7 protein-coding genes are annotated in these 12954 nt (G+C 63.5%); 1 reads left to right on the top strand and 6 read right to left on the bottom strand.

The genetic code is table 11. The annotated features are described in order from the left end of the window. Positions 1-3: 3 nt before the first annotated feature. Genes IGW03_RS01535 through IGW03_RS01520 form a run of 4 tightly spaced genes read right to left on the bottom strand, consistent with a single transcriptional unit; the run spans position 4 to position 2521 of the window. Entirely contained in the window at positions 4-963 is a 960-nt protein-coding gene (locus tag IGW03_RS01535; protein WP_194720732.1) for an aspartate carbamoyltransferase catalytic subunit, read from the bottom strand. Beyond that, complete coding sequence (pyrR, locus tag IGW03_RS01530; RefSeq protein ID WP_194721191.1) at positions 956-1468, bottom strand: bifunctional pyr operon transcriptional regulator/uracil phosphoribosyltransferase PyrR; 513 nt, start codon at positions 1466-1468, stop codon at positions 956-958. Before pyrR ends, IGW03_RS01535 begins: the two co-directional genes overlap by 8 nt. Then, positions 1455-1844: a Holliday junction resolvase RuvX gene (gene ruvX, locus IGW03_RS01525; RefSeq protein WP_194720731.1), complete on the bottom strand. Its 390-nt coding sequence runs from the start codon at positions 1842-1844 to the stop codon at positions 1455-1457. The genes pyrR and ruvX overlap by 14 nt, the downstream gene beginning before the upstream one ends. A 2-nt stretch (positions 1845-1846) precedes the next feature. Then, positions 1847-2521, bottom strand: a complete 675-nt coding sequence (locus tag IGW03_RS01520) for a YqgE/AlgH family protein (protein WP_438943613.1) — start codon at positions 2519-2521, stop codon at positions 1847-1849. 77 nt (positions 2522-2598) lie between these two features. Here IGW03_RS01520 and IGW03_RS01515 point away from each other — a divergent pair, with 77 nt between their 5' ends. Further along, on the top strand, positions 2599-4131 hold the full coding sequence (locus IGW03_RS01515; protein WP_194720729.1) for a cryptochrome/photolyase family protein: 1533 nt from the start codon (positions 2599-2601) through the stop codon (positions 4129-4131). An 87-nt stretch (positions 4132-4218) separates the two neighbouring features. Here the strand turns inward: IGW03_RS01515 and IGW03_RS37850 are convergent, their stop codons facing one another. Next, complete coding sequence (locus IGW03_RS37850) at positions 4219-10461, bottom strand: FimL-related protein (RefSeq protein WP_228534893.1); 6243 nt, start codon at positions 10459-10461, stop codon at positions 4219-4221. A gap of 160 nt (positions 10462-10621) precedes the next feature. Further along, positions 10622-12949 carry a methyl-accepting chemotaxis protein gene (locus tag IGW03_RS01500; protein WP_194720728.1) on the bottom strand — a complete coding sequence of 776 codons (2328 nt, stop codon included), beginning with the start codon at positions 12947-12949 and terminating at the stop codon, positions 10622-10624. Positions 12950-12954: the final 5 nt, after the last annotated feature.

Raw genomic sequence — 12954 nt, 5'->3', positions numbered from 1 at the left:
TGCTTAATTTCCCGCCAAAATGCTCATGACCGCCATGCGTACCGCAATTCCGAAGGTCACCTGCGGCAGGATCACCGCCTGCGCACCGTCGGCCACCGCGGAATCGATTTCCACGCCGCGGTTCATCGGTCCCGGATGCATGACGATCGCATCCGGCTTGGCGAGGGCCAGACGCTCGGGCGTCAGGCCGTAGCTCTTGAAGAATTCCTGCGCCGAAGGCAGCAGAGCTCCGGTCATGCGCTCGTTCTGCAGGCGCAGCATGATGATGACGTCGACGCCCTTGAGGCCCTCGTTCATGTCGGTGAATACGCGCACGCCCATCTGCTCCAGGCCGCCGGGCAGCAGCGTGCGCGGTCCGATGGCGCGCACTTCGGGCACGCCGAGCGTGGTCAGCGCATGGATGTCGGAACGGGCGACGCGGCTGTGCAGGATGTCGCCGACGATGGCCACCGTCAGGTTGCTGAAATCCTTCTTGTAATGCCGGATCGTGTACATGTCGAGCAGGCCCTGCGTCGGATGCGCATGGCGGCCGTCGCCGGCATTGACCACGTGGACGTGCGACTGGGCGGTGTCGATCAGGTGCTTGGCGATCAGGTAGGGTGCGCCGGACTGCGCATGGCGCACGACGAACATGTCGGCATGCATGGCCGCCAGGTTGTCGATGGTGTCGAGCAGCGACTCGCCCTTGCTGGTGCTGGAAGCGGAAATGTTGAGATTGATCACGTCGGCCGACAGGCGCTTGGACGCGATCTCGAAGGTAGTGCGGGTACGCGTGGAGTTCTCGAAGAACAGGTTGAACACGCTCTTGCCGCGCATCAGCGGCACCTTCTTCACTTCGCGGTCGCTGACGCTGACGAAGGACGATGCGGTATCGAGGATATGGTTGATGACCGCCTTCGGCAGGCCTTCGATGGTGAGCAGGTGCTGGAGCTCGCCGTTCTTGTTCAATTGCGGGTTATGCATGATCCACCGTGAGGGATAACCGGCCGTCGTCGGCGCGGCCTAATACGAGATGCTGTGCTGCGGGAAGCGCGATGTCGAGGCTGTGGGCAACGAAATCGGCGGCGATCGGGAGTTCCCTGCCGCCGCGGTCCACCAGCGCCGCCAGCATGATTTTCGCCGGACGCCCGTAATCGAAGAGTTCGTTGATCGCCGCCCGCGTTGTGCGGCCGGTGTACAGCACGTCGTCGACGAGGAGGATGGTGGCGCCTTCCACCTCGAACGGGATCTGGGTCGGCTTGACCTCGGCGTGCAGGCCTTTTTCGGCATAGTCGTCGCGGTAGAACGACACGTCGATGAAGCCAAGGCGCGCCTCCAGCTTCATTTCGGCGGCGAGCCGCTCGGCCAGCCAGGCGCCCCCGGAATAAATGCCCACGATGGCAACGTTCTCGGCCTGTTCCAGGCCAGCCTTGACGCTGCCGGACAATGTCCGGTACAGCGCTTCGGCATCGAATTCAGGATTCGGCATGTTCATTGAAGTATTGTTGCAGGATGATTGCGGCGGCTTCGGCATCGATCATCTCCCCCCGGCGCTGCGTCAGCACGGCGGAAGAATAGCGCTCGTCGACCAGGGAGGTGGCGACGCCGAAACGGCCATTGAGCTGATTGGCGAAACGGCGGCAGCGCACCGTCATTTCATGCTCGGCGCCGTCGGGATGGCTGGGCAGGCCGACCACGCAGCGGCCAGGCTGCCATTCATTGATCAGGGCGGCGATGTCGGCGAATTTCGCTTCATTGGTCAGGGAAGTGATGACAGTCAGCGGCTGGGCTTGCCTGAGCAGGGTATTGCCGACTGCCACGCCGATACGCTTGAGGCCGAAATCAAATGCCAGTACCGTTTCCACCGTCAGGCATGCCCCGCGTCGCCGGTGAGCATCATGGGGTCGATGCCGAGCAGTTTCATGGCTGCCGTGAAACGCAGTTCCGCCGGCACATCGAAGATGATGCGGGGTTCGGCGCGCACAGTCAGCCAGCCATTGCGCACGATTTCCTCTTCCAGCTGTCCCGCGCTCCAGCCTGCGCAGCCGAGCGTGACCAGGATGCGTTCCGGCCCCCTGCCTGAGGCTACCGCCTCCAGCACATCCTTGGAGGTGGTCAGGGCAACGGTTTCGTTGACTTTCATCATCGAGGAATACTCGCCGTGCGGCGAGTGCAGCACGAAACCGCGCTCCACCTGCACCGGGCCGCCGAACATCACCGGCTTCTTGTCGACCAGCATCCTTCCGGCGGACGGATCGGCGCCGAGATCGATGCGCTCCAGCAGCACATCCATCGTCATGTCGGTTGTCTTGTTGACAATGACGCCAAGCGCGCCGTCGGTATTGTGCTCGCAGATATACACGACGGTGCCGCCGAATACCGGATCGAGCATCGATGGCATGGCGATTAAGAAATGGTCTGCGAGAGTGAACTGGGCGGCGGGCGCCTCATCCGTCGATGCGGAATAGCCGGCCACTCCCCGGGCGCTGCCGGGAGTCAGAGAACTCGTGCGTGACTTGCTTGGTTTAACCATAATGGGCATTTTAACAGTTTTGACCTGCGATATTCCCGAAACGGGCCGCAAACATCTCCGGACCAGCTTCCGGCCAAAGGCAATTCATGCAAGCTTATGACAGATCTCTCGTCTGGTTCCGCCGCGACCTGCGCAACTTCGATCATGCGGCGCTTTACCATGCGCTCAGGCAAAGCCGGGCCGTCTACTGCGCCTTCCTTTTCGACAAGGCTATCCTGGATATGTTGCCGCGCGCCGACCGCCGGGTGGAATTCATTCTGAGCAGCGTCAAGGAACTTGCCGAGGCGCTGCGCGGCATGGGCGGCGACCTGATCGTGCTGCACGGCCATGCGGAAGAGGAAATTCCGCGGCTCGCCGCGAAACTGGCCGTCGATGCGGTCTTTGCGAATCACGACTATGAGCCGGCCGCCGTGCAGCGGGATGCGCGGATCGCCGACGCGCTCGGCAAGGACGGCACCGCTTTCCACGGCTTCAAGGATCAGACGATTTTCGAGAAGGATGAAGTCCTGTCGCTGGCGGGCAAGCCGTTTTCCGTCTTCACGCCCTACAAGAATGCATGGCTGAAAAAGCTGCATGCCCAAGACGACGACTTTTACCTGAAGGCCTATCCGATAGCGCCGCATGCATCCCGCCTGGCGCCCGCGCCCGCCAGCATCGCTACCCAGGTGCCGACGCTGGCCCAGCTTGGATTCGAGCCCACCAACCTGCTCCAGATCGGCATCCATCCCGGCATGTCCGGCGGCGAGCAGCTGTTCGAGGATTTCTACGACCGGCTTGGGCGCTACCATGAAGCCAGGGAATTTCCGGCGGTGAAAGGCTCGTCCTTCCTGTCGGCGCATCTGCGCTTCGGCACGGTGTCGATACGCGGTCTGGCGCGCCAGGCCGCTGAACTGATGCGCCGGCCGGAAGGCGGCCAGGGTGCGGCGACCTGGCTGTCCGAACTGATCTGGCGCGACTTCTACTTCATGGTGCTGCACCATCATCCGCGCGTGGCCGAGCGGGCGTTCAAGCCTGAATACGATGCGGTGCAGTGGGAAAGCGGCGACCATGCGGACGAACTGTTTGCCGCCTGGTGCGAAGGCCGCACCGGCTATCCGCTGGTGGACGCGGCGATGCGGCAGCTGAAGCTGACCGGCTACATGCACAACCGCCTGCGCATGGTGACCGCCTGCTTCCTGATCAAGGACTTGGGCATCGACTGGCGGCGGGGCGAAGCCTATTTTGCCCGGGAACTGACCGACTACGAAATGTCGTCGAACAACGGCGGCTGGCAATGGGCGGCGTCATCCGGCTGCGATGCCCAACCCTACTTTCGCATCTTCAATCCGGTGACGCAGTCGCGCAAGTTCGATGCGCAGGGAACGTTCATCCGCCATTACCTGCCGGAACTCGCGGCGCTGCCGGAAAAGCATATCCATGCGCCCTGGCTGGCGCCGGCCGGGGTGCTGCAGCAGGCCGGCATCGCCGTCGGACATCACTATCCGGCGCCGGTCGTGCAACATGACGAAGCTCGCCTGCGCACGCTGGCGCGCTATGCGGTGGTGAAGAAGGCGCGCGTTGCCTCGGAAGACCTCGATGAAGAAAGTGAAGTCGAAGACGAAAGCAGCGCACGCGACTGAAATAAAAAAGCCCGCATGAAATGACATGCGGGCTTTTCAGCGCCTTGCCGGCTGCCCGACAAATTTCAGGGCAATTTCAGGACGGCATCAACCCACCGCCGCGTCCTTGCCGACAAAACCGGCGATCAGTTCGAGCAGGCGCTCCTCCTGGTAAGGTTTTCCAAGATAGTCGTTGACGCCCAGTTCCAGCGCATAGTTGCGATGCTTCTCGGCGGTGCGCGACGTGATCATGATGATCGGAATGTGACGGGTCCGCTCGTCGCCGCGCACATTGCGCGTCAGGTCAAAGCCGTCCATGCGCGGCATCTCGATATCGACCAGCATCACGTCGGGCGTGATCGATTGCAGATGCTGCAGTGCGTCGACGCCGTCCTTGGCCAGCACCACCTGGTAGTTTTCCCGTGACAGCAGGCGCTGGGTCACGCGCCTCACCGTCAGCGAGTCGTCGACCACCATTACCACGGGCTGGCGGCGCAAGCCCTGCACCGGCCCGCTGTCGGGCGACGACGGCTGATCGGCTCGCATTTCGGCGACCGCTCCCAAGGCATCAGGCACGTCGGCCGGCGCCAGGCGCGGAGCGCGCAAGTTGTCCTGTGCCAGCCGCTGGGCCAGCGGAACAGGATTGAGAATCAGGACGATATCGCCGGAACCGAGCACCGTCGCACCGGCAATGCCGACCATTCGCGACAGTTGCGGGCCGATGTTCTTGACCACCACCTCGCGGTTACCGATCACTTCATCGACATGCACGGCCACGCGGTCGCTGCCGCTCTTGAGAATCAGCAGCGACGAATACTGCTGCGACACCGGCGAAGCCTGGGTATTGCCGAGCAGCGTGGAGAGGTAATGCAGCGCCACCCGCTGCCCCTGCCACACCACCGCGCCGTCGTTGTAGGCGGCCGCCAGGGCATTGGCCTTGAGCTGCTGCACCTGTTCGACCAGTACAGATGGCACCGCATACGTCATGCCGCCGGTCGACAGCAGCACGACCTGGGTGACGGCCAGCGTCAGCGGCAGGCGGATGGCGAACTGCGTGCCCTTGCCCGATTCGCTCCATGTCGATACACGGCCGCCGAGCGACGCCGCTTCCGAACGGACCACATCCATGCCGACACCGCGGCCGGCGAGTTCGGTGATTTCCTCGGCGGTGGAAAAGCCGGGATGGAAGATCAGGTCGCCGGCTTCCTCGTCCGTCAGCCGGGCATCGTCGGCAAGCAGGCCGATCTTGGCTGCCTTGTCACGGATGCGGGCGAGGTCGAGGCCCTGGCCGTCATCGGAGAACTGGATGACGACTTCATTGCCTTCCTGACGCACCTCGATGAGCAGTTCGCCGGTTTCCGGCTTGCCTGCGGCGCGGCGCGCTTCCCTCGCCTCCACGCCATGCACGATGGCATTGCGCAGCAGGTGTTCGAACGGGCCGGTCATTTTTTCCAGCACGCCGCGATCCATTTCGACCGCGCCGCCGCGGATGTCGAGATTGACGCGCTTGTCGATTTCCTTCGCGGTCTGACGCGTCACGCGGAACAGGCGCTCCGAGATGCTGGCGAACTGCACCATGCGCGCGCGCATCAGGTCCTGCTGCAATTCACGGGTCAGCCGGGCCTGCGCCGACAGATCGGCCACTGCGCTGTCGAGCGTGCGGCTCAGGTTCTGGTGGACTGAGCCGACGTCGTTGACGCTTTCGGCCATCATGCGGGTCAATTCCTGCAGGCGGGTGAAGCGGTCGAACTCCAGCGGATCGAATTCGCGGTCGGCCGAGTGGGCCATGCGCGAGGTGATCTGGGTTTCCGCCTGCATTTCGATTTCACGAAGCTGATCGCGCAGGCGGGCGACGTTGTCGGTCAGTTCGGACAGCGATTGCTGCAGGCTGCCGACTTCGTTTTCCAGCCTGGAACGGGAGATCGAGACTTCACCCGCCTGGTTGACGAGGCGATCGAGAATGTCGGCGCGAACTCGCACCAGCGGCGCTGCGGCTGCAGGCACGACCTGTCCTTGGTTCTGAGCCATGCCCTTGTGCGCCTTGTCCATCAGCGGATGCGTCGGCGACGGCATTTGGGACATATGAGGAACCAGCGGCGCAAGCGCCACGCCCTCGTCCGATGCAGTTACTGGCGGCTGCTGCGTTTCGGCGGCCGCTTCGGAAGAAACCGGCTCCGCTGCCGGGTGCTGTAACAGTTCAAACATCTGCAGCGCCTGGTCGTAACGGATCAGCAGATCTTCGATGGCCAGCAGTTCCGGCGTGCCGAGATGCATGATGTTCTCGATGCGGGTTTCCATGTCGTGCAGATGCTGGCCCAGATTCATTGCGCCCGCCATGCGTGCGCTGCCCTTGAGCGTATGCAGCAGTCGCAGCACCGACTGCGGCAATGCGATGTCTCCGGGCCGCTCCTGCCAGCCGCGCAGCGCCGTGCCCATCTGCGGGAACATGTCGCGCCCTTCTTCCAGGAACACAGGCAGCAGGTCGGCATCGAGTTCGTCGCGAAGCTGCGGGGTGAAGCTGCCGCCTGCACTTGCGTCTTCATCCGTCGCGGAGGCCGAGGATGCCTCGGCGGTCGACTCGGCCATGATTTCGTGTTCGGCATCGAGCGCGGCCGGCAAGTCTTGGGTCAGATCCGCCAGTTCAGGCAGCTCGGGCAGCTCTGTCAACTCCGCATCCGCCAGAATCGTCTCCGGGCTTGCGGCTGTCAGCTCGGCCATCTCGGACCGCAATTCCAGATCCTGCCGCAGGCTTTGCAGTAGACGCACATACTCAGGCTGATTGTCCGGCATGTCGCCAAGCGCGAATTTCTGCAGCATCAGCTTGAGGCGGTCGATGCTTTCCGACAGGACCGCAAACTCATGGGATTGCAGCTTCACCGGCTTGCGCATCAGGAATTGCAGGACCATTTCCAGCGCATGCGCAAGCTCATGCAGCGCGGTGAATCCGACGGTGGCCGAACTGCCGGCCAGCGAATGCGCGGCATGCACCGACTGCACGCTCACGGCGCGGTCGGGTTCATGGCTCCATTCGGCGATGTCCTGCGCCAGCACGCGCACCAGTTCGTCGGTTTCCGCGAGATAGATATTGTGCAGCGGCACGCTGATTTCCAGGTCGCCGATGCGCTTGACGTTATCGTTGTTCCGCGGCTGGGGCGGATGCACGGTGGGAAAACTGATGACTTCCGCTCCCGCCGCCAAAGGCGTGTCTTCCGCCAACTGCGGCGCCGGCGCGTCCGGCGGTTCGACAGAAGGCGCATCCGCAAGCATGTCCGCCGCTGCATCACCGCTTTCCTCTGCTGCCACCTCCGTTTGCGCTGCCGCCGGCGCATTCATGTCGCCGAACTGCGCCAGCAGTTCCGCATCGGACAGCTGCAGTTCCTCCGGCTCCTCGGGGATGGCAATCTGTTCGGATTCAAGGGTATTGGCGCTATCGGCGGCTGAAACTTCCGCTCCGAAATCAGGCAAGGCAGACGCAAGCTCGACTTCTTGCTGCAGCTCAAGCTGGGAGACATCCAAGTCGGCGTCCGCGAGGTCGTGCTCGCCCGGCAGCGGCACGAATTCCATCGCAGCAGTCCGCCCGGTCTCGAAGGTTTCTGCGCAATCGAGGGCAACTGCGGTTTCCGCAGGGCCCGGCATCTGTTCGGACGCCGGCGCCTGATCCGGCTGCTCAGCGTGATCGCCGAACGATTCCTGCTCTTCGGCCTGCGCTGCTGCCAAGGGTGCTTCGTCTGCCGTTACTGCCGTTTCCACTGCGTCTTCCTCTACCGCAGCTTCCCCCGTCTCTTCGTAGTGGAACTGTCCGCCGGATTTGATGCGCTCGGCGGCGGCCACGATCGCATCCGGCGTGCGGGCAGACCTGCCGTGCAATTTGAGGTCCCGAACCCAGGCGTCGAGCACTTCCGCCGCCTTGTCGAGAAGGCCGAACAGCTCAGGGTCGCCGCCGCGGGATTCCGCCAGACGCAGGTTCAGCACCTGCTCGATGCTCCAGGCCGCTTCGCCGAAGGCCGTCAGGCCGACCATGCGTCCGCTGCCCTTGAGCGTATGGAAAGACCGGCGCAAGGTCGTCAGGTGTTCCTGGTTGCTCGGCTGGTTGCGGGCTTCCGGCATGGTCTCGCGCACCGCGCCCAGGACCTCTTCGGCTTCCATCAGGAAGATTTCCAGCAGTTCGGCATCGATGGCCTCGTCCGTCGCCGGAGCAATGACGGGCGGCAGCGCTTCGCTTGCGGGCATCGCCGGCACGGTGGCGGTGATGATCTCGGCCAGCGCTTCGGTCGACTCCGCGAAATCCGGCCGCTTCAGCGCATCAATGCCGGCCTGGGCGCGGTCGTTGGCTTCCGGATTGTCGACCAGGGTGGCATCCATCCTGATCTTTTCAAGCGACTCCTTGAGCTGCGCCTGCAATGCCTGGTTGTCCGGCTCGGCGCTCAGCGACATGGCAATCTCGGCCGATTTCTGCTGGTGGAAGGCCAGCTCGTCTTCCACCGTCGATAGCGGCATTTCGCTCGTCGTGTCGCCGGTACCGGCGTCGAGGATCGGCGCATCCGCTGCAGCGTGCACAGCCTCGCTCTCCGCCTGCTCGGCGGTTTGCTTGCCGCCCTGCTCAATCAGGTTGGCGCGAAACAGGCCCTTTTCCTGGTCGAAAGTGAAGCGCTTTCCTGCATTGTCCGGCTGGTGCTGCAGTGTCTCGATGAAGAAACTGAGCGCGCCGATATTTTGGGCCACATGCTGGAATTCCTCGACATCGGCCGCATGCGTGCCGGCTTCGCCCGCCGGCTGAAAGCGCCGCACCGCCTCGCGCGTATGGCGGACCGCCTGCATGGCATCGTGCTGGTCGAGGACGGCCATCGCGCCCTCGATCTGATGCAGCATCTGGTCGAGCTGGGCAAGCTGAGCGAGGGCTTCATGCTGCGCGGGGTCGCGGAAAAACTCGTCCAGCATTTTCTCGACCTGGCGCAGATTGCCCTGCATTTCGCCTGCCAGCGCAGTCATGGTCTGCTGCTGCAGCGCCTGGCGCGACATGTCGTCCAGCCATGTGGCCGGCTGCACCGGCTGCTCGCCGGTGACCACGGCGAGCAGGCGCGCGGTCATGGCGTCGGCGCGCTCGGCGAAGTTGTCGGGCAGGTGTCCGATCTGGTTCAGCGAGTTTTCGACGAACAGGAGGCTGGTCGCCATTTCCAGGCCGAGCATCTCACCCGGCCTGGCGTGTGCCGCGTGGCGAGCAATGCCCTTGAGTTCGCGCAGCAGCTTCGACAGCGGCGCGGAATTGAGACGGGAGCCGGCATCGGCAAGCATGCGCATTTCATGCTCGAAGGTATCGGCCATGCCGGCATCGCCGCCGGCGATGCGGTTCCAGATGTTCTTTGCCTGGGACAGTCTTTCCCTGGCACCGGCCAGAATATCCGGGTCCACCTGTCCGTAGCGCTTCTTTTCATAATCGGCCGGCACAAGCCCGTCGAGCTGATAGGTTTCGCGAATCTGCCTGCCGCGCTCGGCGGGTTCCTTGATGCGGGCGATGAAAAACAGTGCATCGCGCAGCAGGCGTTCCGCGATGCTGGACGAACCCTGGCACAGGCGCCGGATCTGCAGGTTGATGCGCGCGAAGAGCTGCTTGACGTAGATTTCATTCGGAATCTGGTCGGCGGCAACCGCTTCCGCCAGCCCGTGCATGACCCACCAGAACGCCCGCGCCTGCGGATTTGCCTGCAGGTTTTCGATCTCCCCCACCACGTCGCGCATGACGGCGGCATTGGCCAGCTCGGCACTGCGGTCGCTGCTCTTTAGAAAAGGCAGCAGGGCCTTTTCGAAGCGCTGGCGCAGCCCGGTATAGTGAGCCGGCTGTACCTCGCCCGGGGGGGTGGCCGCGGGAAAGCTGGGACGAACGGCGAGATTGGGAAAGAACAGGTCCGCCGGGTGGATGCGTTCGGCGCCGCGCGCTTCCAGCAGAGTCCGGTAATAGGGAAACAGCCGCACCGGCTGATGCGGCAAGCCTGCCAGCAGTTCATCCAGATACTCGACCAGCGCCTGGTAGGCGTTGCCGATCACGCCGGCCAGTTCGGGGCTCATCGTCAGCTGGCCGCTGTCGGCGCGGTCGAGCAGGTCTTCCACGGTTTCGGTGATGATGGCGACGCCGTCCACATCGACGATCTGCAGCGCGCCGTGCGCCTGATGCAGATAGCTTTTGGCATGGCGCAACGCCGTGGTCTGCACGCCCGCCTCTTGCGCGGAAGCTTCACGCAGCGATTCCCTGGACCGGTTCAATGCTTCGCGGATCTCTCCCATGACCCACGATAGCGGGCCGGTGTCGAAGGTTTCCCTGGCTTCTTGCGGTGAGAGGGAGGAAAAGGTAGTCATGACTGCCTCGCGGGGTCAAAAAGCGGTGGGTCGCGCGGCTTCACCGCGATGCAACTTGAATGGGCGCGCTCGCAGCGAGCGCGCCGCACGACGATAACGCGATAACGATGTTTCCGTTTCAGGCATGAACGGCAATGCAGAAGTCGGTCGCCCGGGGACGTCAGGCGGACACACGGAATCGCGACACGGAGTTCTTGAGTTCCTCGGCCAGCTTGGACAGTTCGCGAATCGAGTCGGTGGTCTGCCTGGTGCCCTGCTGCGTCTGCTCGGTGACGTTCAGGATGTTCTGGATGCTCTGCGCCACGCCATTGGCCGATGTGGCCTGCTGCTCGGTGGCGGCGGAAATGCTCTGGATCAGGTCGGCGAGCCGGTTCGAGACGCTGCGGATCTCGGACAGCGCGGCGCCGGCGGCGTCGGACAGCTTGGCTCCCTCGACCACGCCCTGGGTGGATTTTTCCATCGCGGCCACGGCGTCGTGCGTATCGGTCTGAATCGTGCGCACCAGCGCGCCGATCTGCTTGGTCGCCTCGCCGGAACGTTCCGCCAGGCGCTGCACTTCTTCGGCAACCACCGAGAAGCCGCGTCCCGCCTCGCCGGCCGATGCGGCCTGGATCGCCGCATTGAGCGCCAGCACGTTGGTCTGTTCGGTAATGTCGGAGATCAGCTCGGTGATTTCCCCGATCTCCTGCGACGATTCGCCGAGACGCTTGATGCGCTTGGAGGTTTCCTGGATCTGTTCGCGGATCTCGTTCATACCCTTGATCGCATCTTCCACCGCGCGTGCGCCCTGCTCGGCTGCGGACACCGACTGGCGCGCAACCTCTGCCGACTCGGTCGCGGAACGCGAAACGTCGGTAATCTGCACCGCCATTTCCAGCACCGCCTGGCCGGTTTCCTGGATTTCGCGGGACTGCTTCTGCGACGCCTGCATCAGTTCGCTGGAAATCGTCTGCGCCTGGTTGGATGCGGCGGTAACCTGTTCGGCCGTCTTGGTAACGCGTCCTACCAGTCCGCGCAATTCCTCCACGGTGTAGTTCACCGAGTCGGCGATGGCGCCGGTGATGTCTTCGGACACGGTTGCCTGGATCGTGAGGTCGCCGTCGGCGACTTCCTGCAATTCGTTCATCAGGCGCAGAATCGCCGCCTGGTTCTGGTCGTTGGCTTGCTTGGCTTCCTCTTCCTGCCGGATCGCCTGCAGACGCTGCTCTTCCGCTTCCTGGCGGCGCTGGTCCGCTTCCTTGGTGCGGTTGCGGCTATCCTGCAGCAGCACCAGTGCAATGCCGAGCGCGGACAGCAGGGCCGTTACGGCGCTCACCGTCATCAGCCATGAAGACCAGTGCTGCGCATCCTCCTCTCCGCGGTAGGCATTCTGCAGGTTGGTAATGCGCTGCTTGAGGGTTTCGTTTTCGGCGAAGATCAGCTGTTCGGACTGTTTCGCGGCGATGAAGTTTTGCAGGTTGCCGAGGATCGCCGCCACCGATTCCTGGTACTCGGCGAAGACCTTCTTCAGCTCTTCCAGTTTTTCACGGGTGTCGGCATCCTTGGTTGCACCCAGACGCAGCACGTCGCTGCCGGCGAGGAAGCCGTCGGTGATGTCGCGGAAGGTGTTGGTGTCCTTGCCGAGCAGGAAGGCGGTCTCCGGATTCACGCCCTCGGAAGTCAGGAATTCATTGGCGCTGCGGCCCAGGCGCTGGGTCAGCATCACAAGCTGGCCGGCGGCGGAAATCTCGCGCGGCGTGGCGCCGCCCTGCGCCTTGAGGGTGGCGATCTGTTCCGTCAATTCGAGCAGCACCGGCGACAGGCTGTTCAGCTTCTGCAGCGTGGTGCCGAAACCGGTCAGCTCTTCCTTGAGCTTGAGGATGGTTTCGGCTGCCTTGTCCGAGCTTGCCCAGACCTTCTGTGTTTCCTTCAGCAGATATTCCATTTCCGCGCTTGGCGCGGAGACGTCGCGGCCCTGGTAGTCGCCGCCGTTCAGCAGCACGCTCAGGTCGCGATTGAATTCGCGGCGGCTCTCCTCGAGCTGCTTGAACGCCGCCAGATTGCCCTGAATCGCGTTGGGCGCGGCCTTGCCGACGCGCTGCGAATGCATCAGTGCGTCGCCGGCGATCTGCGTCTGCGTCGAGGTCAGCGAGGAATGATTCGAATTGATCCAGACGAAGCCGGCGCCCAGTACCAGAGAGGCGCCCAGCGTGCCGAGCAGCAGCCGCACCTGCTGCTGCAGGGGCAGGTTGCCGATGAACGGCAGGCGGATGTCACCGCCCTTCTGCAGCGCGTCTCCGATGAAGGTTGCATTCATGCTGCGCTCCGCAGCAGCGGCACGGACCTGAGCGTGCGGCTGCGCACCGCCCGGCGAATACGGCGCGGCATCGGGCATGGAAAAATCGGCCCCGGCGGGCGTGCTGTCTATCGTGAATGCAGCAACCGTGACGGCATCGTCGTTGGAGTCCTGCTTCTTCTCTTTCGACATGAACGGTACTTTGAACGCCATTGCGG

The organism is Noviherbaspirillum malthae (assembly GCF_015352985.1).
GTDB classification, from domain to species: domain Bacteria; phylum Pseudomonadota; class Gammaproteobacteria; order Burkholderiales; family Burkholderiaceae_D; genus Noviherbaspirillum; species Noviherbaspirillum malthae.
This window is presented reverse-complemented; position numbering and strand designations above follow the sequence as displayed.

What these genes read in the sequence shown, in the direction of transcription:
- IGW03_RS01500 (WP_194720728.1), bottom strand. Translation starts at nt 12,949, where the DNA reads ATGGCGTTCAAAGTACCGTTCATGTCGAAAGAGAAGAAGCAGGACTCC.
- pyrR (WP_194721191.1), bottom strand. Translation starts at nt 1,468, where the DNA reads ATGCCGAATCCTGAATTCGATGCCGAAGCGCTGTACCGGACATTGTCC.
- IGW03_RS01535 (WP_194720732.1), bottom strand. Translation starts at nt 963, where the DNA reads ATGCATAACCCGCAATTGAACAAGAACGGCGAGCTCCAGCACCTGCTC.
- IGW03_RS01515 (WP_194720729.1), top strand. Translation starts at nt 2,599, where the DNA reads ATGCAAGCTTATGACAGATCTCTCGTCTGGTTCCGCCGCGACCTGCGC.
- IGW03_RS37850 (WP_228534893.1), bottom strand. Translation starts at nt 10,461, where the DNA reads ATGACTACCTTTTCCTCCCTCTCACCGCAAGAAGCCAGGGAAACCTTC.
- IGW03_RS01520 (WP_438943613.1), bottom strand. Translation starts at nt 2,521, where the DNA reads ATGCCCATTATGGTTAAACCAAGCAAGTCACGCACGAGTTCTCTGACT.